This window comes from Wolbachia endosymbiont of Drosophila simulans wHa (genome assembly GCF_000376605.1).
GTDB lineage: Bacteria > Pseudomonadota > Alphaproteobacteria > Rickettsiales > Anaplasmataceae > Wolbachia > Wolbachia pipientis.
In genome coordinates, this window is the sequence record NC_021089.1 from 288,020 (window position 1) to 312,760 (window position 24,741).

Genomic DNA, 24,741 nt, shown 5'->3' on the forward strand with positions numbered 1-24,741 from the left:
GCGGACTTGGGAGCGAAACCCCGGGCCCTCTCTAGCGTCAGACGTATTTTGATTATTAACTTTTTAACAAGTTATTAAGAATTTAAACATAGCAATTATATGAATTTAGCAATCCACTATTACCCCGTTGAAAATCTTGTCGAATACGATCGTAACCCTCGCAAGAATGACGATGTAGTAAACAGAATGTGTGCCTCTATTCGGGAATTTGGTTTTCGTATCCCAATAGTTGCAAAAAGCGATGGCACTGTGGTTGATGGTCATTTACGCCTCAAAGCAGCAAGAAAACTGGGTATGGAGAGTATTCCCGTAGTCCTCAGTGATAACTTAAGTGAAGCCCAAACCAAAGCTTTTCGTTTACTTGCCAATCAATCAGCTAACTGGGCAAAGTGGGACGATGATCTTTTAAAAGTGGAAATTCAAGAGTTAGAAGATTTGCAGTTTGACCTTAAAATGACCGGATTTGAGCTGGAAAAGGTTCAACGTTTTCTTGATGATTTAGATGGAGAAAACAGTGAAAAAGAAGATTTTTCCGACTTAGCCGGTGATAGCAAAAAGGTAAAAATAACAAAACCAGGGGATCTATGGATTTTAGGTGGTCATCGAATCTACTGTGGTGATAGTTGTCTGGTTGAATCATTTAAAGCGGTATTAGACGATAAAATGGCAGATATTACCGTGTGTGACCCTCCGTATAACGTAGCATATGGTGACAGTCAGGAAAGAGAAGACAAAAAAATACTAAACGATGATCAAGGTGAAAAATACGAACTTTTTCTGTATGACATTTGTTCTCACGTTTTAGCGTACACCAAAGGTGCAATTTACATCTGTGCATCATCATCCGAGCTGGCAACGCTGCAAAAGGTATTTGAAGAAGCAGGTGGTCGTTGGTCGACATTTATAATTTGGGCAAAGAATCATTTTACGCTAGGAAGATCTGATTATCAAAGACAATACGAAACAATACTCTACGGTTGGAAAAATGGCAATAAGCGTGAGTGGCATGGAGGACGTAATCAAAGTGATCTCTGGTTTTACGATAAGCCAACGTACAACTCACTGCACCCAACGATGAAACCAGTGGAGTTAATGGAGAGAGCGATAGTAAACAGCAGTAGACCAGGGGACATAGTTCTTGATCCATTTAGCGGGTCTGGGAGTACGTTGATTGCATGTGAGAGGACAGGAAGAATCTGTAGAACGATAGAGCTAGATCCTACGTTTGTAGATGTGACCATAAAACGTTGGCAAGTATACACGGGAAGAGAAGCGATACTTTCTAATACTGGCAAAACCTTTGCACAAATTCAAGAAGAAAAACGGTAAAAGAAGGGAGAAAAAAGTGGAAGGAGGAAAAATCACGCAGACGGAATGGGCAAGAGAACTAGGAGTTTCAAAGCAATACGTCTGTTACTTAGTAAAGAAAGGAATAGTTGAGCTGGAGGATGGTTTGATTGACCGAGAACAAGCAAATGAAGCGGTGGCAGCAATACGAGATCCAAGTCAACCACTGAGGAGAAAAAATCCAGAAGGTGAAGAAGTGGGAAATAATAAACTTTCCATGATGTTGCTAAAAACGCGGATAAAAAATGAGATGGAGCGGGGAAGACTGCTCGAGGCAAAAGCAAAAGCTGAGATTGGTGAACTTATCTCAGTAGAAGAAGTAAAGACTGAAGCATTTAATGTTGCAAGAGTTGTCCGTAATAATTTGCTTAACATTCCAGATAGGGTTTCAGCGTTACTAGCATCGATAAATGACACAGAGAAGATCCATGAGACACTGACTGAGGAAATCAGAACAGCTTTAGAAGAGCTGACACAAAGTGTATTTTAATGACTACATATAAATTACTGAAAAAGCGTCTTATCGCCTTGGTGAGCCTAATTCACATATTAGTTGCAATAATGATTTTAAGTAAAGCGTCAGCAGATACTTATTGTAGAGGGAAAATACCTTTTTCTCTTAGCTGTGTAAAAGTATAAAAATTGCAGCAGATGGCATTATGATATATAGCAGTAGCTTTTATACAGGGTTAAAGCCAGATCCACTGCTCAAAGTATCAGAGTGGGCAGATAGAAATCGTCAACTTTCAACGATAGCATCATCAGAGCCGGGGAAATGGAGAACAGAGAGAACGCCGTACCTTAAGGAAATAATGGATTCACTATCTTCGTCTTCACCGGCCGAAAAAGTGGTATTCATGAAAGGAGCGCAGATAGGCGGAACAGAAGCTGGGAATAACTGGATAGGATATATAATCGACCAAACACCAGGCCCTATGCTGGTAGTACAGCCAACAGTAGAAATGGGCAAGCGTTGGTCAAAGGGAAGATTTGCGCCGCTCATTGAAGATACGCCATGTTTAAGGAGTAAAATAAAAGACCCAAGGTCGAGAGATTCAGGCAACACTGTACAAAGTAAGGAATTTCCCGGAGGAACGGTAGTAGTAACAGGTGCCAACAGTCCAGTGGGTTTACGTTCAATGCCGGTAAGATATCTTTTTTTAGATGAAGTAGATGCATATCCAGGAGATTCAGGAGGAGAAGGAGATCCAGTTTTACTCAGCATAGCCCGAACTAATACATTTACGCGGAGAAAAATATTCTTAGTTTCAACACCAACGGTTCACGGAATAAGCAGAATAGAGAAGGAATTTGAGAGTTCAGACAAACGATACTTTTTTGTACCTTGTCCACATTGTGATCACTATCAGGTGCTGAAATGGCCACAGATAAAGTGGAAAGATAAAGATCCCTCAACAGCCCATTATGTGTGTATAGAATGCAGCGGCAAAATAGAAAACCATCAAAAAACAGAGATGCTAGCTAGAGGTGAATGGAGAGCAACTAGGGAGGAGGGAAAAAAAGAGGCAAAAATAGGGTTTCATTTATCGAGCTTGTATAGCCCAGTTGGTTGGTATAGTTGGAAACAAGCAGTGGAAGATTATCTGCATGCAAAGGAAAATGAACAATTACTAAAAGTTTGGATAAATACAACACTCGGAGAAACCTGGGTAGATAAGGGAGAAGTACCAGACTGGAAGCAACTATTTGAGCGTCGAGAAAATTTTCCGATAGGCATGGTGCCAAAAGGTGGAAAAATAGTGTTAACGGCAGGGGTTGATGTACAAAAAGACCGCTTAGAAGCAGAAGTAGTAGCATGGGGTATGGGTCGTGAGAGTTGGTCAATAGACTATCAGGTATTAGAAGGTGATACTGGAAGTGGAGAAGTATGGGGGAAACTGTCAGAGCTCTTGAATCATCATTTTATCGGTGAAAATGGGCTTGAATACATGATAAGTATGATGGCGGTAGATGCTGGGTATGCAACACAGGAGGTATACAATTGGGTAAGAAGTCATCAAGGATCGGGAAGAGTAATGGCAGTGAAAGGGGTAAACAAAGCCCTAGTGCCGCTTAACAGCCCAAGTAGAGTAGATGTAACAGTTGGCGGACAAAAGCTAAAAAGAGGAATAAAGCTCTGGCCAGTTGGAGTATCGATATTAAAGTCAGAATTGTTTCAGTTGCTGAATGTTTTAACAGAAGGGGCGCCGGGATATTGTCATTTTCCCGAATATCCACCTGAATATTTTAAGCAGCTAACCGCAGAGCAACTAATTACCAAAGTAGTAAAAGGATATACCAAACAAGAGTGGCAAAAGATAAGAGACCGAAATGAAGTATTAGATTGCAGAGTTTACGCAAGAGCAGCGTCTATTGCCCTGGGGATTGATCGTTGGCCAGAGAGTAAGTGGGAGAGTTTAGTAGGTGAAAAAGCTAAAAAGTCAAAAAAAGTGAGAAGAAGTCAATGGTTGAGTGAGAAAAGTTGATGTACAACCAAGAATATTTAACTCAAGTAAAAGAAGCGATAAAGAAGCTACAGAGCGGGGAAAGAGTAGTATCGATTGCATATGGCGATCACGTGGTTAGGTACGGAGAAGTGCAGATAAATGACCTCTTGAGCTTAAGACAACGCATTAAAGCTGAGCTGAAAGTTGCAGGTGTGAAGAGAAAGATTGTTATTTCAACGAATAAAGGAATTGACAAGTGAAAATGTAATACTGTACGTTAGATAATTTATAAATATAGGGGTAACATGATAGGAAATGTAGAAAGATTGCAAAGAGAACTACTTGAAGAAATGGGGTCTATTTCTTTGGGGAGTAGTAATACAAGGGCATTAGAGATTGTCAATCAATTAGGAGAAGATCACATTAATGATACTATTATGACTCTTGATGGCAGGCAGTTTACAGCTTTAGATTGTGCAATTATGTTTGACAGTCAAGGTAATAATCCAAGAATAAATGAAAGGCCGAGAATAAATAACAATGCATTTAGAGAATTAGAAGGTGCTATTAGGAGTGCTGGAGGAAGAACATCAGAAGAATTGGGTAGAAGACAAGATATTCCTTATGATCGAGAAAGCTTTAATGAGCAAGTGAGTACGTTTTTAACAGACGTTACTATAGAGCATGTTATGGCAGGGAGACTACATCTAATGGTTTAAATTGAATGCGGAAAAAATTATCCTAACGGAAAAAAGCTGAGGAAATTGGTTAACCAATTGTTAAGTATTTAAAGGAGATCCGGGACGTAAAGAGGAGAGTTGTGATTTCGACGAACAAAGGGATTGTATAAAGAAATACTTATTGAAAAATTAAAAGAGATACTGTATAATTAGTGTAACATCTAGGTTTGGTTAAACATATGGTAAACTCAAGAGTTAATGTAACCTTCAATCCAAAAACTTCACAGCATCTTATTGAACTAGCTAAAGCAACTAAGCAGTCTGTTCAAAAATTAACAGAAAAGCTAATCAAAGAAGCAATTGAGCTTGAAGCAGAAGACATTGCGTTTTCCAAAATTGTTAGGGAGCTTGATGCTGACGATTCAGAAGAAGTAGAGGATAGTGAAGACATCTGGAAATAAGCGGTACACTATAAAATACCTTAAGCATGTTCTTAAAAGGAATTTGCCCTCCTTACCAGAAGCTATAAAGCCAAAAATTAAAGATGCAATAAGAGAGTATCTTGCAACTGATCCCATTGGTAATGGTGTATTGCTACGTAATAGATTAAAAGGACACAGAAGAATAAGAGTTGATGATTATCGTGTCGTCTATCGTGTAAATACTGCAGAACGTAAAGTAACTATTGTTTCAATAGGACACAGGGACAACATTTACAAGCAGGCAATATTAGATCTACTAAAACATTAAGAAAAGACATTTGTGCAGGAATCTCTTGCATAAATAGAAAATGTCAACAGCTTGTTTTCTCCAGCAACTTGACGTAATTTTAAATAGCGCAACAATTTATTGCCCAATTAATAGTCTAAATGTTACTCAAATCATTCAAACAATTATTCCGCAAACCAAAAATCAAGAGCTCAGCCTGGGATGCGTCAGGCTCAGGAAGAAGATTATTGCACTTTCAACCAGAAGTAGGAAGTATAAATAGCTTACTTTCCCAGAGCCTTGAACACCTGCGTAGTCGGTCACGTGACATGGTAAGAAAGAACTCCTATGCGGCAAACATAATCGATACGATAGTGAGTAATTGCGTTGGAACGGGAATAAAACCGCAATCAAAAGCCAAGGATGGAGAATTTCGGAAAAAAGTGCAAGAATTATGGCTGAGATGGACAGATGAAGCAGACAGTAGTGGAGTAAGTGATTTTATGGGTTACAAGCTTTGGTTTGTAGGAGCATGATAGAAGGAGGAGAATGTTTTGTAAGACTTCGAACAAGAAAACGAGAAGATGGTCTTTGTGTGCCGTTGCAATTACAAGTACTTGAGTCAGAGCATTTAGACAATAAGAGCAATCAAACCCTTGCCAATGGTAATGTAATTAGAAACGGGATTGAATTTAACCGACTTGGGCAAAGAGAAGCGTATTACCTTTTTCGAGAACATCCGGGTGAAGGCTCGTTTGGAGAATCAGTTAGAGTGCCAGCAAACGATGTTTTACATATCTATAGACCACTAAGACCTGGGCAGATTCGAGGAGTACCATGGTTGTCCAGTGTACTGTTAAAGCTCTATGAACTTGATCAATACGATGATGCGGAATTAGTCAGAAAAAAGACTGCAGCAATGTTTGCGGGATTTATTACCAGACTTGATCCTGAAGCAAACATCATGGGAGAAGGAGAGAGTAATGAACATGGAGTAGCGCTGTCTGGCTTAGAACCTGGGACTATGCAATTACTTGATCCCGGAGAAGATATTAAGTTCTCGGAACCATCAGACGTTGGGGGAAGTTATGAAGTATTCATGAAACAGCAGCTTAGGGCAATAGCAGTAGGCACAGGGATAACTTACGAGCAGCTAACAGGAGATCTAAGTGGTGTCAATTATTCATCAATAAGAGCTGGGTTAATAGAGTTTCGTAGGAAGTGCGCGATGTTACAGCATAACGTGGTAGTATTTCAGCTTTGCCGGCCAGTATGGAATAGGTGGCTAGAATTAGCACTACTCTCTGGAGAACTGGACATAGGTGAAAATTGGGCAAAAGAAACAGCAAAAGAGGTAAAATGGATACCGCAAGGGTGTGCTTACGTAGATCCACTAAAAGACCAGCAAGCACAGCAAATGGCAGTAAGAAATGGATTTAAGAGTCGATCGGAAGTGGTTTCAGAACTAGGTTATGATGTAGAAGAAATAGACCAAGAAATTGCTGAGGATCAAAGACGTGCGAGTGAACTGGGCTTAAGTTTTGATTCTGATGTGAATTCTAATGCTGAAATGATATAAAATTCTATTTCTATGACAAATGGGTTTTTATTGCCCCAGACACAAATAAAAAATTTTAAAAACATATGACGACACAAATAAATTGGATGAATAAGCCGATGATGATAGAGCAAAGGAGTTTTGAATTATTGTCATTACATGCTGGAAAACACCCTACGTTTAAAAACATAAAACACACTGCAGAAAACAACGTAGAAAAAATAGCAATAATACCAATACATGGAATTTTGACCAAGAAACCAGGAGCTTTTGATGACATGTTGGGAATGACATCATATGAGAAGATACGTGAAGAGATAGAAAAAGCTTTAATAGATGAAGAAGTAGAAACAATAATTTTGGACATAGACAGCCCTGGAGGGGAAGTAAACGGTTTATTCGACCTTTCTGATTTTATTTACGAAGCAAGGGGATTAAAAAAGATCGTAGCAATAGCAAATGATGATGCGTATTCTGCGGCGTATGCAATAGCGTCAAGTGCTGAAAAAGTATTGGTAACGAGGACTTCAGGAGTTGGAAGCATAGGAGTAATAGCAAGTCATATAGATCAAAGTGGGTTTGATGAAAAACAGGGGATAAAATATACCACAGTATTTGCAGGAAAGAGAAAAAACGATTTAAATCCGCATGAGCCGATAACATCAGAAAGTGTGGAAAGCTTACAAGATGAAGTAGACCGCCTATATGAGATGTTTGTCGAGCTTGTAGCAAGAAATAGGAATCTTTCCACGGAAAAAATCAAATCAACGGAAGCAGGGCTATATTTTGGTGAGAAAGCAATAGAGATTGGACTTGCTGATGAAGTGATAACATATTCTGAATTTATAGATAGGAGAAACAATATGAGTAAAGCTGAATTTAACTATAAGGGCCACACCATCGATGCTGATGAGTTAATGGAAGAATCAAAACGAATAGGTTATGAGAGGTGCCGCAAGGAAGTATTAGAGGTAATAAGATTGTGTAATTTGTCAAAGATGCCAGAGAAGATAGGAGAATTTATTGAGCAGGATGTAAACGCAAAACAAGCCCAAGAGATATTAATGTCGATACTGGCGGAGAGAACGAAGAAGACAGAGATACTGAGCACAATACCACAAAGTTCATCAGAAGATTTAATGATGCAGGTAGCAAGAACTCGAGCGCAATCTGGCATTTGAGAAATTTAGGTACCAGCAATTACAAATGCCGCGGTAAACAAGTCCGCCAGAATAGCCAATTATAAAGTTTTCACCGCGACGTATAGCAACTTTAAACACCGCGGTAAACAAATCTTGTAACCGCCGTATATAACACTAACAAAAGCGGCGGTAAAACAATTAAGGAGATGGTATGAATAGTTATTGCTTGGTTGGAAGCATGAGAAGATAATACCTTCTCAGAGTGGATAGGTGGCAGATTGAAAATGTTTGTGAGGCCCTTTCTGCTTTTTGCAGTATAGGAAAAAGACCTCGTGAAGGAGATTAATCGCCCCTGCCACCGAAAACCATCGTGCGGCCTATAAAATTTAGTGACCGCGTATAGGAGAATGGACCAACCGGTAATATTCTACTCTGATATGTTGGAGTATTCAATAAGGGAGAAGATTTATGCGTTACATAGGTGTTGATTTACATACTAATAGTTTCACTGCTTGCTACTTAGAACAGGAAAAACCAGAGTATATTAAAACGTTTCGCTTACAGGATTTAGGTAATTTTATCAAAAATCTTCAAGAAACAGATGAAGTAGCCTTAGAGGCAACGGGAAATAGCTGTTTCTTTTATGATGAAGTGTCACCTTACGTTAAGCGCGTTGTTGTGGTTGCTCCCTTGCAATTTGAAGTTATTCGTCGTTCTGTGAACAAAACAGATAAACATGATGCAAGAGCTATTGCTTTTTTTCTCAGCAAAGATATGTTGCCTGAAGCAAAATGCAAGAGCAAACAATGCCAACAGTTAGCTTCTCTTCTTAAAACAAGAGATCAGTTAGTAAAATCACGGGTATCTTTAATCAATAAAATACATGGACTTTTCAATTACCACGGAATAAAGATTAAAAAGGAAGTACTGACAATCAAAGCGGGATTTGAATGCTCTCTTGGTAAACATGATTGGAGTCACTTGGAAAAGGTTGAGATTGAAGTGATTAGCAGTAATCTGGAAGTCATTCGAGAAAGTCTCAAAAAACTTGAAAAGGAAATTATAGCTTTTGCTCAGCAGCTTCCTGGATTTAATAATCTCATCAGCATTAAAGGTATTGGTGCGATTTCTGCAGCAGTTTTTGTTACAACAATTGGTGATATTAATGATTTTAGTAATCCTGAAAAACTTACAGCTTATTTTGGAGTTGTACCGCGAGTTTCTCAATCCAATCAACAATGCACAATTGGAAGAATTACTAAACGTGGATCAAAAATTGGGCGTACTTCTTTAGTACAGTGTACTTGGATTGCTATACGTTATAGTCCTTATCTGAAAAGTTTTTACGAGCGTGTGAAAAAAAGCGTGGTTCTGCTAAGGCTATTATTGCTACTGCTAGGAAGTTTCTCACAACTATTTTCTATACTCTTAAAAACAACTGGATTTTCAAAGATTTTACAAAATATGAAATTTCTTATTGACAACAATCATAGGAGAAACATTTATGAGTTGTATAACCGAACAAAATAACCTTGGTGACCTATTAAAGTATGAGGCATCAAGTCTATATTCAAGAGATCAGATAACAGTAGCAAAAGGGCAGAACCTAAAGCTTGGTACAGTAGTGGCTCTCGATAAAGATAGCATGGTTAAGATAATAAATCCAACTGCCACAGATGGTACACAAACAGCGATAGGTGCAGTAGTAAGTGATGTAAATGCGACAGAAAATGCTAAAGCAGTAATTATTACTCGTTGTGCAATACTAGCAGATCATGCGGTTGTGTGGCCAGCAAATATCACTGAAGAGCAGAAAGCTGCAGCAATAAAGCAACTTGAAGCACGAGGGATCATTGTCCGCAAGGGAATTTAACTAAAATTAATAGGAAAAAAAGGAGAGAAAAAATGCAAAATCCATTTACAAATTCAGCATTTAGTATGACGGAATTAACTAAAGCAATAAACATATTGCCGATAAATTATGGTCGAACAGAAAGCTTAAATTTATTTCCAAGTAGATCGGTAAGATTCCGACATATTACGATAGAAGAGCAAAACGGTGTTTTGAGCCTATTACCAACGCAAGTTCCCGGAGCACCAGCAACAGTGGGAAAACGTGGAAAACGAAAAATAAGAACGTTTACGATACCACATATTCCCCATGATGACGTAGTGTTACCTGAGGAAGTGCAAGGGATAAGGGCATTTGGGTCAGAGAATGAACTGAAAGCGTTGGCTAACGTGGTAACAGATCATCTGGAATTGATGAGGAACAAGCACGCGATAACGTTAGAACATTTGCGAATGGGGGAGTTGAAAGGGATTATTCTGGACGCTGATGGCAGTGAATTGTTAAATCTTTACAACGAATTTGAAATTACGCCAAAAGTAGTAAATTTTGCACTGGGAATAGCAACAACAGATGTAAAGCGTAAGTGTATGGAAGTACTCCGGCATATAGAAGATAATCTAAGTGGTGAATATATGACAGGAGTACATGCTTTGGTAAGCCCTGAATTTTTTGATGCATTAACTTCGCATAGTAAAGTAAAAGAAGCATATGAAAGATGGCAAGAAGGAGCAGCGCTTCGGAATGATATGAGATCAGGATTTACGTTTTGTGGAATAACATTTGAGGAATACAGAGGACAAGCAACTGATCCTGAAGGAACCGTGAGAAGATTTATTGAGAAAGATACAGGTCACTGTTTTCCACTTGGTACAGCAAGCACATTTACTACTTACTTTGCGCCAGCGGACTTTAATGAAACGGTAAATACACTAGGACAACCGCTCTATGCAAAACAAGAGCCAAGAAGATTTGATAGAGGGACTGACCTTCATACCCAATCAAACCCTCTACCAATGTGCCATCGCCCAGGTATACTTGTAAAACTTGCTGCATAACAGGTGAGGTAAAGCTAAGTGCAGATTGTTTTTAATACCCCGAACAGGAAGCATTATATCAACTAAAGAATAAAAAGCAACTAAAAAATTATGTTTAGAGATATTAAAAGATTATTTGCAGATTGTTTTGCACATCTAGGGCAGCAAGCGTTGTATGAATCAAAGGATAAGTCATATATGGTGCAAATATTAAAACAACAGCCAGATAAATTATACGAGATTGGTGAAGGACAATTTGTAGGGGAGATATTGATTTTGGAGGTGAGTATATTCGATGTATTGCAGCCAGTAGTAGATACCGTCTTGCAAGTCAACAAAAAAATTACAAAAATTGTTCAAGCTGTATCATAAAATTAAAAAATACTTCCAATTCACATTTTGTGTAACGGTACACAGATTATAGTTAGTGAATATGTTGATAAGTAAATTTCCGCTTTTTTGTACGTATAAAATTAATTTACTTATCAACATATTCACTAACCAGTTACAAAATTTGTGTAAGATACTATTTTACATAATTGGAGCGTTTTTTGATTTTAAAGCACTAAACTTTCAGCCAAACTCCTAGCTCTGTAGTTTTTGATATGATCTGGATCAAAAGCCTTCTTTGACCTTAAAACACCAAAAACAATATGGAGTAACTTACGCATTGCAGCTCCCACAATGGCCATGTTATGCTTGCCTTTCTCTTTTAACCTTTTGCAAAAAGTCATAATAGTAGGATTATGATTCTTAGCTACTATGGCAGGAAAGTACATTGCCTTACATAATGTTCGTGAACCGGATTTACTTAATCTGGGCTTGGCATGTACAGACGTACCTGACGTTATATTTCGTGGTATAGCTCCAGCATATGCTGCCAATTGCCTGGCATCCTTGAAAGCTTTTATGTTAGGAACTTCAGCCAAAATAGCTACTGCTGATTCTTCTCCTATTCCTGGAATGGTCAATAGAAGTTGAAAATTTTCCAACAATTCTTTGTGTTTATTTAATAGTTCACGTAAGGAGTTTTTTATTCTTTCTATTTTTTGTTTTATGTTCATTGCAAGGTCTTCCCAAGCATTTGCAACTTCTTTAGGCAGTCTCTCTTTTTTTTCTAAGTGGTTATTTACTAATGTCAATTCATCTTTTAACGCAGCCGAGCAACGATAAAGATGCTTTAATTTCTTTAACTCAGGAGAAGTGGTGCCCAACGAATAGGTTCCTGTCTTTGGCAATAATCGGCAATTATCTCTGCATCAGTCTGATCATTCTTTTGTCGTATAAGCTTACTTTTTGCATAAAATCTTATACAAGCTGGATTAACAACACTCACAAAATGTCCAGTATTGTGTAGAAATTCAGCTAAGGCTTCACTATAACAACCAGTAGCTTCCATGCAGGCTTTTACTTGTTCTACATTATGCTTTTGTAGAAAGCTCAGTAAACCTTGAAACCCATGATCATTATTCTTGAAACTCCTTTTCCTGGTTTCACGTTTTCCTTTGTTGCTTATGAATGAAAGAGAAACATCAAAGCGATCTTTTGATATGTCTATACCCAAAAAGTTGTTGATCATATATAACTCCATACGTTACTATTAAAATGAAAAGTAAGGCTAACCTTGTGGATACAGAATTATAACCATTTAGGTCTTTCTACGATACCGTTCAGCCTATACTTTTGAGAAGGGAACTCTTGTCTACCACACAGATTTTATATCTAAGGAGATATTCAAAGTTCTTCCCTTCTCCACCTAATGCTTAAGCTTAAAACATCAGATGCTTTTGACAAGATACAAGGAGATATCTTTATTATTGATAAGCGTAAGTACAAAGTATATTCACCACCACTTAGGGACAATTCGGGAATGCTATGGAAAATTCAAGCGTCAGGGGTGTAGATGCGTATTAACATCGAAGTCACCGGTAGTATTATACAAAGTATAGATGCTGAAAGGAAAAAAGTGGAAAAAGCAACGGTGAGGGCACTAAACAAAACAGCACTATGGGTAAGGTCACAAACTGTCAAACAAGTTAGCGAAGAAAAACAAATACCAAAAAAAGCAATGAGAAAAAAGTTAAGTGTGGATAAAGCAAATAGAAAGCGCTTATGGTCAGTAGTAAAGCTCAGTTCGCAGTGGATAGGAGTAGCAAAACTTGGGAGTATAAAACAGACAAAGATAGGAGCAAAAGTAGGAAGCCGTACGTATGAAGGAGCATTTATAGCAACAATGAAAAATGGTCATATAGGAATCTTCAGACGAAGGTATACCACGTCTTTGCCAATAGATGAAATTAAAATAAATACCCATGCTCGGGAAACAATGAAAGAGTTAGTCTCTAATGAAGTAGAGAGAGTATTTGAGAAGTATTTTGACCATGAACTTAATTTTATTTAAGAGCGTATGTTTTGGAGAGATCTACATCAGAAGATTTGTAAAACGCTAAAAGAAGAAATCCCAGCAATACAAACGTGCGAAGTGTATCCAGCAATACGTAGGGAAATAATAGCGCCAGCAGCATTTGTAGAGCTTGCAAGTTTAGAACCAGGGAAAGATCCGGGGACTGAGGAATTAGCGTTGAGGGCAAGATTTGAGGTAAGAGTGGTAGTTGATGGAACAGTTGAGGATTCTCAGGTAGTGGTAAGGTCACTGGCAGCGGAAATTGCAAGGGTAGTGAATAAGAATACTTGGGACGTGGAAAATGTTTCAGCAGGTGAATTTATATCAGCAGGAGGGGATGATTTTAAACCAGAGTTGGATGCATATTTGGTGTGGTTGGTCGAATGGGTTCACGAGCTACATACAGGTCAATCAATGTGGTTAGAAACTGGTATCATACCACATACAATAAGTGTTGGCGAAAATGTTAGAGCATAATTTTGCAATTTCAGAGCTGAATAGGAAGTTAGCGAACATTATTCGTATAGGTCTAGTTAAAGAAGTAGATTATGAAAAAGCAAGAGTGCGGGTAAAAATAGGGGAATTTTTAACGGATTGGCTTCCGTGGGTAACGGCAAGAGCAGGAGAAGATAGAAGTTGGTTTGCGCCGAATATTGATGAGCAAGTAATAGTATTATCGCCATATGGAGAGTTGTCATTAGGGGTAGTATTACCAGCAATATATCAGGAGAAATATCCCCCTCCGGAGAATAAAAAGGAAATAAATAGTGTAAAATTTCAAGATGGGACAAAGTTATCATATGAGCAAGAAAAGCACCATCTTAAGATAGATGTAGTGGATAAAATAACGTTGAAAGTAGGAGAATCAAGTATGAAGATTACCAAGAGAGGCATAAAACTCAAAGCAAAGAGAATCGACCTTAATTAAGTATGGCTAAAGCTGTGGTTTGTATAGGGGATTATTGCAGTGGAATACCAGCACATGTTTGTATGAGTGGAAGCAGCGATGTTTTTGTAAACGGTAGATCTGTGCGTCGAAAAGGAGATATCTTAACTCTAGGGGAGAAACTAACTCAGGGATCAAATAGCGTATTTGTTAATGATATTGGCATAACAAGAACAGGTGACTTGGTATCGTGTGGTTTTCATGTGATGGGTGATAGCAAAAATGTATTTGCAGAATGAGAGGCATGAATGCTAGCACGGGAAAGGAATTGGAAGGATTAAACCATCTAAAGCAATCGATAGTTGACATACTGACCACGCCGATAGGATCACGTGTTATGCGAAGGGATTATGGGTCAAGACTACTTGAATTAGTAGATAAGCCAATTAATAGGGATTTAACTTTGGAAATCTATGCAGCAGTAGCAGAAGCTCTACAAAAGTTGGAGCAAAGATTTAAGTTAGAAAAAGTAAAAATTACAGAAGTGAAAGAAGGAAAGGTCAATATTTCATTAGATGGTATTTATCTACCAAATGGGAAAAATATTCATTTTGATGGGATTATGGTATAGAGATGGAGCAGCCAAATATTATCGAACCACTGAACTTTGAAGAGATTTTTTCCCGGATGAAAGAAGAATTAGTAAGTCGTGATGAAAGTTTTACGGCATTAGTAGAAAGTGACCCAGCAATAAAGATTTTAGAGGTAGCAGCATGGCGAGAACTTTTGCTGAGAGAAAGAATAAACGAAGCGGCAAGGAGCAACTTACTGAAGTTTGCAAGGGGGGAAGAACTTGATAATTTAGCTGAGTTTTATGGAGCAGAGAGGCAAGATGGAGAAGAAGATGAACGATTTAGAAAAAGAATCAAGGCAAAAATAAAAGGCTGGTCAACTGGAGGAAGTAAAGAACATTATCGATATCATGCACTCTCAGCAGATAGAAGAGTAAAGGATGCGCTGGTTGAATCAAAAGTGCCAGGGAGTGTAGAGATCTCGATTTTATCCACGGAGTTATCCACAAATGGCATAGCATCTGAAGAACTACTTGATATTGTAAGAAAGCGAGTCACCAGGGATGATATAAGGGTATTGACAGATACGATAACAGTAGTTGGTTGCAATATTATTGAAATAGATATCCACAGCAAAATTAGCATTAAAAGACCGGATATTATTGAAACGGTGAAGAAGAAATTTATCGAAAAATTTGAAGAAACGAAAAGATTGGGATGGAAGGTGACAAAATCATGGATCATAGCAAATCTATTTGTAGAAGGGGTAGAAAACGTGGAATTAATAGAGCCAAGAAAAGATGTTGTGGTACTGGGGAATGAGTGCGTTTGTTTAGGCAAGCTAGAAATCGAATTAATGGGCAAAAGCTAATGTTACTTCCACCTAATAGCACAAAAGAAGAAAGAGCCATAGTAGAGGCTATCGATTACAAAGTTGATCCAAGCAGGATAAAAGGATTTAAGTTTAATTCTAAAGATGAAATACTACCGTGGATAATAGAAGAATATGGATTGGGGGAAATTCTGCGTTGGGTAAAAGACAAAGGAAAGGCGATAAGAGAAGGAATAAAATTTCAAAGACTGCGTGGCACACCTGCCTCACTGAAAATAGCATTAAAGTGGGCAAATATAGAAGATATTACGATCATTGAAGAGCCACCCGGTAAACACTTTTTTGAGTTGCAGGTAGGGATAAGAGATGTTCCGAACGACTTCTTCGTGGATGCAGTAGTAGAACTAGCAAAACTATCATTGCCAGCAAGATCGAGGCTAATGAGGCTTTTCAATGACCACTATAATATTGGAAGATTTATTTTAGATGAAAGCTTTTTTGGCAGCTTATTATCAGACTACTCTGGTACAAAGATCGAAAAAGATGGACCAGTGTTATCATTTGGGAGAGTAAATTTTTTCAGGTCTAGTGGTCCAGTTGTTAGGATTATAGAGAACTATCTACGCAATCATTATGAACAAGCTTTGAGCAATGATATATATCGCCTAGATGTAGCAATACTTGGAGAAACCGAGCCTCATACTAAGAACTATAACGGTATTTATGAAAGGAATCATGTGTGGTATAACTTCAAAGCGCTATATCCGCTACCACAGAGCTTATTACCGGCAATTAAGTTTGCTAAGGCACAAATAGTATTATCAGATAGCTGGAACTTAGGGGAAATAAACGCATGTTTTCCGGTTACTAGTATAGAAGAGGAAGGGGATAAATTTTTATTGGGAAGTAGCAAACTATCTGAACAACTGTGGAATTTAAAATATAAACCAGTTTTAGAAAGGTTTAGCGTTACTCACCACTACAAGGTAGAAGATTTTACCAACCAGAAAGTTATAAGATTTGGTTTAGCAGAACACAATGTTCATTTTGAAAGCGATTTAGATTCAGAGCAAAAGGATTCAATACATGAGTTAGAAAGGTACATTTTAGTGTTTTACCCAGGTGTACTAACATGGCACGAACATCGACATTTGAACAGAAGTTGGGAAGAAAAACAGGTCGTATGTTTAATGAGTTAAATACATATACTTATATCTTCATACACTACATTAATATTCGGTAAAAATGCGTGTTTTTTGAAAAAAAGAAGTTGCTTTTCCATGCCAAAACAGCTATAAATTAGGTAGGTGTAGGTAAACAAAAAAGATTTACCAAACGCTAGAAGTTAGGAAGTTTTATAGTGAGGTACATCATGTGGATTAGTCAAGAAGAAAGGGATGATTTTAATGAATTATTTCAAGAGTTGCTTGCAGGCAAATTGTCTAAAAAGCATATAAATAGAAAAAATGAAAACGGTGAAACAATGTTGCACCGAGCAGCAAAAATGTCGACGAGAAAAAAAGTAAACTGGCTGATATGGGAAGGAGCAGATGTAGATGCAAGAGATAACGAAGGTTATACACTACTGCACTCAGCAGCGCTTGGAATGCGTCTGGAAAACGTAAAAGAATTAATAGAAGCCAGAGCAGATATAAACGCAACCGAAGAAGATGGAAATACGGCACTACATCTAGCGTGTATGGTAGGTGGAAAAAAGATAGTAGAAGAGTTAATAAAAGCAGGGGCAGAAATAAACCTGGTAAGTATATCAGGATTTAGCCCAATGTATTACGCAAGTGATGAAGAGACAAGGGAGGTATTAAAGAAAAAAGGAGGAAAAATAGTGAACAAACAGAGGGAGTTAATGGAAAAAATAAGTAAGGTATCGGAAAAGCAGGTGGTAAATGGTGGAAAGAAGCTAAATGATGTGGAGGAAAGGGCTGTAGATGTTTGCAGACTTTTTGTGAGGAAATAAGAGGCTAAATATATGGAAAAAATAGAAGAGAAAAGCTGGCAACAGCAGGAGAGGAATTGCTATTATTTAACAGATTAAATATATAGATTTATATCTTAATATAATATGCTGAAAAAATGTGTATATTTTGTAAAAAAAACTTGCTTTTTATGCCAAAACAGCCCTAAGTGAAAAAGTAGCTGGTAAACAAACAAAGTTTGCTAAGCGCTAAAGTGAGCCAAATTGGAGCCACTTTATATTGCATTAATAGCTGAGGAACTTATGGTAAAATTTAGTAAGAAAGAAAGAGAAGAATTTAATAAGTCGTGGAAAGAAGTATTAGATAACTCAATAGAAAATATTAACAAAAAAGACACAAAAGGAAGGACGATACTACATTACGCGGTGGGAATGCCAGATCCGAAAAAAGTGAAATTATTAATCAAAAAGGGAGCAGATGTAGATGCAGCAGATGCCGGGAAATATAGACCACTACACCTAGCAGTGATGGGGCAACGTCTAGAAAATACAAAAGAGCTGATAAAGGCAGGAGTCGATGTAAACGCAGTGGAACGAAGTAGCAAATTTGCCGCGTTACACCTTGCGTGCATGGTAGCAGAGATAAAAATAGTAGAAGAGCTAGTAAAAGCGGGAGGGAATGTGGAACAAAAAGATAAATTTGGCAAGACCCCAATGGATTATGTGAGAAATAATAAAGAGATAAAAGAAGTGTTAGAGAACGTAAAAATGGCAAATAAACAGAGGGAATTTATAGAAAGAATAAGAGTTGTATCGGAAAGTACAGCAGCAGGTGTGATAGTAGCAAAAGAAGAGGTGAAAGAGCTAGAAACTATGGATGAAAAAGTGCTATGAGCCGCAACTTTTTTTTAAATTCAGAAGCTAGGATGGAAGGAATAGAAAAGAAAGTATTGAATTTAGAGAAAAAAGCGTTGGAAGAGCTGAGAAAAATATGGAGGAAGGTCTTTGTGGAAGAAGCGCCTAGAAACTCAAAGAAATATTTGATACCAAGATTGGCGTATAGGTTGCAGGAGAAAGCGTATGGAGAAATATCAAGAAAAGGAGCAAAAAGACTAAAATACCTGGCAGATCGGCTAGAACAGGGAAAAAGGATAAGTAGCGATAAACTGCCAGCAGTAGGAACGGAGTTGATATTAGAAAGAGGTGAAGAAACGCATGCAGTGATGGTAACAGATAAGGGTTTAATCTACAGAGAAGAATTTTTTACGTCATTATCAGCGGTAGCCGGAAAAATAATGGGAATGAGCTACAACGGTCCTTTATTATTTGGGATGCGTGATAAAAAGGTAAGTTGAGAATGCTAAAAGAGGTAAGGTGTGCGATATATACGAGAAAATCAAATGAAGACGGGCTAGAGCAGAAGTTTAATAGTCTTGATGCACAGCGAGTAGCATGTAAAAAATATATAAAAAGCCGAGAAGGGTGGGTAGCATTAGCCAAAAGGTATGATGATGGAGGCTATTCAGGAAGTAATTTAAATAGACCAGCGATAAAGGAATTATTTGAAGATGTAAAAGCCGGAGAGGTAGACTGCGTGGTAGTATACACGTTGGACAGGTTATCAAGGGAAACGAAGGATTGCATAGAAGTAACGTCATTTTTTAGAAGGCACCGGATAAGTTTTGTAGCAGTGACGCAAATATTTGATAACAACACACCAATGGGAAAATTTGTACAAACAGTGTTATCAGGAGCGGCACAGCTAGAAAGAGAAATGATAGTAGAGAGAGTAAAAAATAAAATAGCAACATCGAAAGAGGAAGGATTATGGATGGGAGGGAATGTGCCACTAGGGTATGATGTAAAAGAGAAGGAATTAATAATAAATGAAAAAGAAGCAAAAGTAATAAAGCATATATTTGAGAGATATATGGAGCTGAGATCAATGGCAGAATTGGCAAGAGAGTTAAACAGAGAAGGATATCGAACGAAAGCAAAATCAGATATCTTTAAAAAGGCCACAGTGAGGAGAATAATAACAAATCCGATATATATGGGAAAAATACGGCATTATGAGAAGCAGTATAAAGGAAAGCATGAGGCAATAATAGAAGAAGAAAAATGGCAAAAGGCACAGGAATTAATAAAGAATCAGCCATATCGAGGCAAAAAATATGAAGAGGCGCTACTAAAGGGGATGATAAGATGCAGATGCTGCAAAGTAAACATGACGCTGACATACTCAAAAAAAGAAAATAAAAGGTATCGATATTATATATGCAATAACCATTTAAGAGGAAAAGGTTGCAAGTCGATGAACCGAACAGTAGTAGCCGGAGAAGTGGAAAAAGAAGTAATGAAGAGAGCGGAATGCTTATATGAGAATTGGGAAAAAGGGGCAAAAAAAGAAAAATGGGAAAATTTAAGTTTTGGAAAACAGAAAGAAGCAGTGAAGAAATTAATAAAAACAGTGTGGGTAAGAGAAGATGGAATAGAGGTGTGTTCTGAGTCAGAGGAAAAATTTATACCAATGAATTTAAAGAAGAAAGGAAACAAATGCACAGTAGTGGAACCAGAAGGAAAAACAAACAATGCGCTACTGAAAGCAGTGGTAAGAGCCCATCTTTGGAAACGTCAACTAGAGGAAGGAAAATATAGAAGTGTGAAAGAGCTGAGCATTAAAATTAATATAGGTACAAGACGTATACAACAAATTTTAAGATTAAATTATTTAGCACCAAAGATCAAAGAAGACATAGTAAATGGGAGACAACCGAGTAATTTGCGGTTAGTTGATTTAAGGGAAATACCGATGCTATGGAGTGAGCAAATGGAAAAATTTTACAAATTAGCGTCTTAAAAATCACACAATTAATACGTTATTAACGCAACTAACTTATAAAACAAACATTATACGAAGGGAAATACTATGCCAGTAAAGAAAAAAGAGCGTACTGATAAATTATGTGGATTAACAGAAAAAGAGAAAGGTAAGTTTGATACTCTGAAGCAAGAAATAGAAAATCTAGGGAAAAAAAAAGTCCTTTATGTTCTGGAGAAGGACGAAAAATGAGAATAGCATTGCTGAAAAATTTAATGATGATACATTACAGAAAATTTTAACAACAAAAATACCTTATAGTGAAGAAGGGAGGAAAGGAGTATTTACGCTACCGTGTTATGCTATATCTCTTAAGAATAATCAAGCTTTTGAGACGTTTTTACAAGAAGCAGCAAAACGAAAATTTTTAAAAGATCTTCTGAATGACGAATTAAACGGAGAAATTCTGGGTGTTCAAAAAACAACCTACACGGTACTAGCATACTGTATTTCAGAGAAAAATAGCAAAGCTGTTAGGGCAGTTTTAGAAGTTTCTAAAGAAAACGGTATTTTGAAAGAAATCCTCGACCAGAAAATGATAAAAGAAAAAGCAAATAGCCAGAAGATAAGCTATACACTAATTGATTATGCTAATAAACAAAATTGTAAAGAAATTGTAGCAACTCTCAAGGAATTTAAAGAAAGTCTTAATATAGAAGTTAAACCTGTAAGTGGTAATGCTGAAACTAGCTGTGAAGATATCAATAAAGACTGTGAAGATCTTGAAATACATGAACCTATGCTTGCAAGCAGTGAAGAAGCTAAAAATATTTTAACAAAAGATGATATAGATCAGACACAAAGTTCCAGTATTTCTACAACCACTTTTACTGAAGTTGTGAAAAGAGATCAAACGCAATCGTGCTCTCATAGCAAATCTAGAAGTGCTGAGAACGGAAAATCATTAACAGAAATAAAGCATAAAAGAAAATTAATCAAAACTGATACAGAATCAAGAGAGAAGTTGACAGATAATTTAACATGGGAAAGTAAAGCTACAGCTCAATTGCGTGGAGATATTAATAAAGATAGCGAGCTAATATTTGAAACCAGTGAGAAAGCTCAAAATGCTTTAACAGAAGAAGAGCCTGATATCCCATCTCCAACTGAACTATATTTTGATAGTAAAGGAAATTCTGTAGACGAAAAATCATCAAAAAAGGCAATTCAACCAATTGTAGCTGGTGTTGTTGGTGCAGTGTTATTGGCAAGCGGTGTTGCATTGTATATCATGAAAATGCCTGTAATAGCAGCGGTTGTGGGAATAGCTGGATTGGTGTGTCTGAGCTTTGCGTTGTATAATGTGCTAAAGCCCAGCACAAAGCTAGAAAAAGTGGAAAGTGTGGAGCAGCCTATTCAGTCTTCTTTGAATCTAGCATAAAAGGCTATGCTCAAAAAATCATAAACAACAAGATAACTTCTTTAGAAGATTTCTTAAACTATTAACTAAGAATTACCTCCGTTAGTCCTGCTGCTATTTTTAACAATAACTTGACGTGTATAACCTATAGAAACATCCTCCCTTTTTTGCTTATATCAATTCATACAGTCCTTTTTCTTGGTATAGAGAGTTGAGATACCGATACATCTGTCACTTTTGTATTTATACTGCTTAACATATTTACAACTTCCGTACTTCCTCCTTCTCTAGCGAGATCTAAAGGCGCTTCACGTCCATTGTTTTTAGTATGAATGCTAGCTCCTTTGTCAATTAAAAACTTTACAGTTTCCAAATTACCATTAAAGGCAGCATAGTGTAGGAGTATCCAACCCTCTTTATCAATATCATTAACCTTTCCTCCTCCTTTATTTAGAAGAAGTTCCATAATGCCTTTATATCCATCATCTTTACCATAATGAATTAAATCTATAGGCTTTTGACCATAAGCGTTTTCAGCACGAACATTAGCCCCATTAGCAACCAAAAGTTTTGCTATTTCCAACTCACCACCAAAGGCAGCATAGTGTAGAGGTGTCCAACCGCTGTTATTGGTATCGTTAACGCTTATCCCTTCATTTAAGAAAAACTCTACGATATTTTTGTTCCCTTTCTTAACAGCAATGTGTATAGCTTTTTTACTACTAATTTCTCTAGCATGAATATCAGCCCCATTTCTAATAAGCTCTTTAACCTTATCAAGGTTATTTTGTTCTACAGCATAAAATAGCTTGCTATTTAAATCTTTCTCTGCTGCAGTAAGTTTAGATGTGTGCATAAACCCTCCTAAAAATATTATTATTAAAATAAAAAAAATAAAGTAAAACCTTTTTGAAGCAGTAAAAACCATACCAACGTTTTTGTCTACAAAGCTTAGTACTATCCAATTTGTGCTCCATTTTTTCTTGTATATCGTACTTGATCTGCCCATTTACCATTTTGTAATTTTTCTTCCTGGACAATTCTTGAAGATGGAGCAGGCTTTTCGAAGTACCCACGTTCAATAGCATCATAAACTGAGTGATAACCAAGTGAGCAATTTTTTCCTATTTCTTCTCCACAATCTTTTAATTTTTTCAACATCCCTTGATCTCTTGCTTCTACCCTAATCCTGTTTTCATTTTGCTTATCAGAATACAATCTAACTTCTAATTCTCCAAAAGAGGTACAGAAAATCAATGCTATATTACTATTGGCTGTAAGGTCTGTGTAATGCCTTTTACCATTTTGCGTTATAATTTCCACCTCACTTTCACCAATCTTTACTATATTTCTTTCATATCCTGCATTTTCATGAGTTAACCATAAACTTCTCGCTCCATCGGTGATCTTTGCAATATCTATTTTGCTCTCCTCCGAATATTCTAAGTAAAGAGTAGTATTACCTATTGCTATATCATTCAATTTACTAGTGGTTGCACTTTTCGCAACTTTAATAAACCTATGGGCATCATTAATGTAACCTTCAAAAGCTTTTATCATATTGGCTTTGTGATCTTTGCATTCTAATCCCAGTTCATCAATTACATCAATGCTCTCTGGGCTACCAAACACTGCTCCTTTTGATACCAATTGACATATTATACCACTAGCAACTTTAGGATACTTTTCTAATTCACTAATTCTTTTTATCACATAATCTGTGAAACTATAACCTTCAAAAGGTGAAGGAACGGTGAAACGATAATTAAGTCGCACTCCAGACTTGATAGCTATCTTCACGAATTTTTCCAATTGATTTATGTCTTGAATTTCAGATAAAATACCTAAGGATCTACTTAGCTTTTCCTTCTGAGCTGGTATTATATTACCCCACAAAACCCCAGATTTAGGTAAGCATTTTTTCCTTTCATACGTGAACTCTTTTGCTCCCGCTTCCAAAAGTAATTTCTTTATTTCATCAGCAGCTTGAAAGCCGGAAAAAGCATTTTTTACATGTTCCAGCACTTCTGACTTTCCTGCTATGTCCCGAGTATTTAAAACTACTTTTAGGTCTTTATTATTCTTATGTTCATGTAAAAACTCCTCTAGATCTTCGAGAAACTGAAATAGAGTGAGTGTAACAATATAGCCTAAATTGCCTTCTTTGTAGCGATGTTCATTAAGTATATTATTTAATTCTTTTCGCAACTTTTTTTGATTGTCAGTAAAAAAACACCTTTCAACATGGTAATTATGATTATCAACTGCAGTTTGTTGTGGAGTTTTCCCTTGTCCATCACATATATTGGGGTCAGCATTTCCCCTTAAGAGAGAATATATATTTTTATCATAGCCCATAGCAGAAGCGCGATGCAAAGGTGTTTCTCCTTTATCATCCTGTATATTTGGACTGGCTCCTGCTTCTAAGAGTAAATTTATAGGTCGGTCTTCTTGACGGTAAGATGCACCTATATGAGCTCCCGCAATCGCATGCAATACTGTTGACCCAGATTCTCCTCTTTTGACATTTAGAACGGCTTTTAGATCTGGATTGCCTCTATTATTTTTTAAAAATTCTTCAAGCTCATCGACCTGACCATTATCATAATCAAAAAGAGCACCTTCATCATGCCATTCTAGATACTTTAAAACATTTAGTAACTCTATGTTTAACTTCTTTTGACTTTCTGTGAGATTATGATCTAAAGCGGACCAAACAGATACCTGTTTACTCAGTGAATATTTACTATCCATTAAAGACGGTGGACTATTATAACTTCGAAATGACGATATGGTTGATTGAGTATACCAAGAATCCCCCTGACTAAACATTTCATCTATGTCACTCTGTGAATGTCCTTGCTTTCGTAAAATTTCTAACCGATCATTAGATGGTGGAATCTGCAACAGATATTCTATAATCAACTCATATTGATCATCAAACGATCCGCCTATTTCTGACTGCCCTTGTCGAGTATTTGATTTCTCTTCTAGCTTTTTTAATAGCTCTTTTTTTTCGCTTATTTCTGCTCCACTAAAAACCTGCTCAGGCCTTGAAATATCTCTAGTTAACATACTCCCCCCATTCTACAAAGATATTATGTA

Annotated in this window: 28 protein-coding genes and 2 pseudogenes; 27 read left to right on the plus strand and 3 right to left on the minus strand. The window is 37.1% G+C overall.

What is annotated here, in order from left to right; all coding sequences use genetic code 11:
• Positions 1-99: 99 nt before the first annotated feature.
• From WHA_RS01270 to WHA_RS01330, 13 genes and pseudogenes are all read left to right on the plus strand, one after another.
• A complete protein-coding gene (locus WHA_RS01270; RefSeq protein ID WP_015588907.1) occupies positions 100-1,329 on the plus strand; it encodes a DNA modification methylase in 1,230 nt (409 codons plus the stop codon).
• A 16-nt stretch (positions 1,330-1,345) separates the two neighbouring features.
• Positions 1,346-1,837: a MarR family transcriptional regulator gene (locus WHA_RS01275; RefSeq protein ID WP_010962472.1), complete on the plus strand. Its 492-nt coding sequence runs from the start codon at positions 1,346-1,348 to the stop codon at positions 1,835-1,837.
• Between the two features lie 169 nt (positions 1,838-2,006).
• Positions 2,007-3,833 (plus strand): phage terminase large subunit family protein, encoded by a 1,827-nt coding sequence (locus WHA_RS01280; RefSeq protein ID WP_015588914.1) that lies wholly within the window; start codon positions 2,007-2,009, stop codon positions 3,831-3,833.
• Positions 3,833-4,054: a gpW family head-tail joining protein gene (locus WHA_RS01285; RefSeq protein ID WP_010082193.1), complete on the plus strand. Its 222-nt coding sequence runs from the start codon at positions 3,833-3,835 to the stop codon at positions 4,052-4,054. Before WHA_RS01280 ends, WHA_RS01285 begins: the two co-directional genes overlap by 1 nt.
• A 45-nt stretch (positions 4,055-4,099) precedes the next feature.
• Positions 4,100-4,513: a hypothetical protein gene (locus WHA_RS01290; RefSeq protein ID WP_010082194.1), complete on the plus strand. Its 414-nt coding sequence runs from the start codon at positions 4,100-4,102 to the stop codon at positions 4,511-4,513.
• 200 nt (positions 4,514-4,713) lie between these two features.
• Positions 4,714-4,935: a hypothetical protein gene (locus WHA_RS01295; RefSeq protein ID WP_010082195.1), complete on the plus strand. Its 222-nt coding sequence runs from the start codon at positions 4,714-4,716 to the stop codon at positions 4,933-4,935.
• The gene (locus WHA_RS01300) at positions 4,916-5,224 is read left to right on the plus strand and encodes a type II toxin-antitoxin system RelE family toxin (RefSeq protein ID WP_010082196.1); all 309 of its coding nucleotides are present in this window, start codon (positions 4,916-4,918) and stop codon (positions 5,222-5,224) included. Before WHA_RS01295 ends, WHA_RS01300 begins: the two co-directional genes overlap by 20 nt.
• Before the next feature lie 119 nt (positions 5,225-5,343).
• A pseudogene (locus tag WHA_RS01305) lies at positions 5,344-6,761 on the plus strand (phage portal protein).
• A 65-nt stretch (positions 6,762-6,826) separates the two neighbouring features.
• Complete coding sequence (locus tag WHA_RS01310; RefSeq protein ID WP_015588915.1) at positions 6,827-7,921, plus strand: S49 family peptidase; 1,095 nt, start codon at positions 6,827-6,829, stop codon at positions 7,919-7,921.
• 429 nt (positions 7,922-8,350) lie between these two features.
• Positions 8,351-9,363 (plus strand): IS110-like element ISWpi14 family transposase gene (locus tag WHA_RS01315; RefSeq protein WP_227738581.1). Its coding sequence is split into 2 segments (ribosomal slippage): positions 8,351-9,239 and positions 9,239-9,363, totalling 1,014 coding nucleotides; the frame shifts between segments, so codons are not numbered across the junction.
• Between the two features lie 23 nt (positions 9,364-9,386).
• Positions 9,387-9,755 (plus strand): head decoration protein, encoded by a 369-nt coding sequence (locus WHA_RS01320; RefSeq protein ID WP_015588917.1) that lies wholly within the window; start codon positions 9,387-9,389, stop codon positions 9,753-9,755.
• Positions 9,756-9,787: 32 nt separating this feature from the next.
• Positions 9,788-10,789, plus strand: coding sequence for a major capsid protein (locus WHA_RS01325; protein ID WP_015588918.1), 1,002 nt, complete (start codon positions 9,788-9,790; stop codon positions 10,787-10,789).
• Positions 10,790-10,879: 90 nt separating this feature from the next.
• Positions 10,880-11,140 (plus strand): head-tail joining protein, encoded by a 261-nt coding sequence (locus tag WHA_RS01330; RefSeq protein WP_010082171.1) that lies wholly within the window; start codon positions 10,880-10,882, stop codon positions 11,138-11,140.
• Between the two features lie 185 nt (positions 11,141-11,325).
• Here WHA_RS01330 and WHA_RS01335 read toward each other — a convergent pair.
• A pseudogene (locus tag WHA_RS01335) lies at positions 11,326-12,347 on the minus strand (IS110 family RNA-guided transposase).
• A 180-nt stretch (positions 12,348-12,527) separates the two neighbouring features.
• On the opposite strand from WHA_RS01335, the gene WHA_RS07465 reads away from it, so the two are divergent.
• The 14 genes from WHA_RS07465 (at position 12,528) to WHA_RS01395 (ending at position 21,657) form a co-directional block, all read left to right on the plus strand.
• Positions 12,528-12,671, plus strand: a complete 144-nt coding sequence (locus WHA_RS07465; protein ID WP_010962478.1) for a head-tail joining protein — start codon at positions 12,528-12,530, stop codon at positions 12,669-12,671.
• A complete protein-coding gene (locus tag WHA_RS01340) occupies positions 12,672-13,169 on the plus strand; it encodes a phage tail protein (protein WP_010962479.1) in 498 nt (165 codons plus the stop codon).
• A gap of 6 nt (positions 13,170-13,175) precedes the next feature.
• Complete coding sequence (locus WHA_RS01345; RefSeq protein ID WP_015588919.1) at positions 13,176-13,649, plus strand: hypothetical protein; 474 nt, start codon at positions 13,176-13,178, stop codon at positions 13,647-13,649.
• A complete protein-coding gene (locus WHA_RS01350; protein WP_015588920.1) occupies positions 13,636-14,100 on the plus strand; it encodes a phage baseplate assembly protein V in 465 nt (154 codons plus the stop codon). Before WHA_RS01345 ends, WHA_RS01350 begins: the two co-directional genes overlap by 14 nt.
• Positions 14,101-14,102: 2 nt before the next feature.
• On the plus strand, positions 14,103-14,357 hold the full coding sequence (locus WHA_RS01355; RefSeq protein WP_015588921.1) for a PAAR domain-containing protein: 255 nt from the start codon (positions 14,103-14,105) through the stop codon (positions 14,355-14,357).
• Complete coding sequence (locus WHA_RS01360; protein ID WP_015588922.1) at positions 14,354-14,689, plus strand: GPW/gp25 family protein; 336 nt, start codon at positions 14,354-14,356, stop codon at positions 14,687-14,689. Before WHA_RS01355 ends, WHA_RS01360 begins: the two co-directional genes overlap by 4 nt.
• A gap of 2 nt (positions 14,690-14,691) precedes the next feature.
• Positions 14,692-15,501 carry a baseplate assembly protein gene (locus WHA_RS01365; RefSeq protein WP_015588923.1) on the plus strand — a complete coding sequence of 270 codons (810 nt, stop codon included), beginning with the start codon at positions 14,692-14,694 and terminating at the stop codon, positions 15,499-15,501.
• Positions 15,501-16,661 (plus strand): phage tail protein, encoded by a 1,161-nt coding sequence (locus WHA_RS01370; protein WP_015588924.1) that lies wholly within the window; start codon positions 15,501-15,503, stop codon positions 16,659-16,661. The genes WHA_RS01365 and WHA_RS01370 overlap by 1 nt, the downstream gene beginning before the upstream one ends.
• A gap of 173 nt (positions 16,662-16,834) precedes the next feature.
• Positions 16,835-17,437: an ankyrin repeat domain-containing protein gene (locus WHA_RS01375; protein ID WP_015588925.1), complete on the plus strand. Its 603-nt coding sequence runs from the start codon at positions 16,835-16,837 to the stop codon at positions 17,435-17,437.
• Between the two features lie 261 nt (positions 17,438-17,698).
• Positions 17,699-18,289 carry an ankyrin repeat domain-containing protein gene (locus WHA_RS01380; RefSeq protein ID WP_010962485.1) on the plus strand — a complete coding sequence of 197 codons (591 nt, stop codon included), beginning with the start codon at positions 17,699-17,701 and terminating at the stop codon, positions 18,287-18,289.
• 32 nt (positions 18,290-18,321) lie between these two features.
• Complete coding sequence (locus tag WHA_RS01385; protein ID WP_015588926.1) at positions 18,322-18,750, plus strand: DUF2924 domain-containing protein; 429 nt, start codon at positions 18,322-18,324, stop codon at positions 18,748-18,750.
• Between the two features lie 2 nt (positions 18,751-18,752).
• A complete protein-coding gene (locus WHA_RS01390; protein WP_010962487.1) occupies positions 18,753-20,255 on the plus strand; it encodes a recombinase family protein in 1,503 nt (500 codons plus the stop codon).
• A gap of 69 nt (positions 20,256-20,324) precedes the next feature.
• On the plus strand, positions 20,325-20,468 hold the full coding sequence (locus WHA_RS06855; RefSeq protein WP_010962488.1) for a hypothetical protein: 144 nt from the start codon (positions 20,325-20,327) through the stop codon (positions 20,466-20,468).
• Positions 20,443-21,657: a WD_0033/WD_0034 family tandem repeat-containing protein gene (locus WHA_RS01395; protein WP_010962489.1), complete on the plus strand. Its 1,215-nt coding sequence runs from the start codon at positions 20,443-20,445 to the stop codon at positions 21,655-21,657. Before WHA_RS06855 ends, WHA_RS01395 begins: the two co-directional genes overlap by 26 nt.
• Positions 21,658-21,817: 160 nt before the next feature.
• Here the strand turns inward: WHA_RS01395 and WHA_RS01400 are convergent, their stop codons facing one another.
• Positions 21,818-22,492 (minus strand): ankyrin repeat domain-containing protein, encoded by a 675-nt coding sequence (locus WHA_RS01400; RefSeq protein ID WP_144054587.1) that lies wholly within the window; start codon positions 22,490-22,492, stop codon positions 21,818-21,820.
• 101 nt (positions 22,493-22,593) lie between these two features.
• The gene (locus WHA_RS01405; RefSeq protein ID WP_015588928.1) at positions 22,594-24,711 is read right to left on the minus strand and encodes an ankyrin repeat domain-containing protein; all 2,118 of its coding nucleotides are present in this window, start codon (positions 24,709-24,711) and stop codon (positions 22,594-22,596) included.
• Positions 24,712-24,741 lie beyond the last annotated feature (30 nt).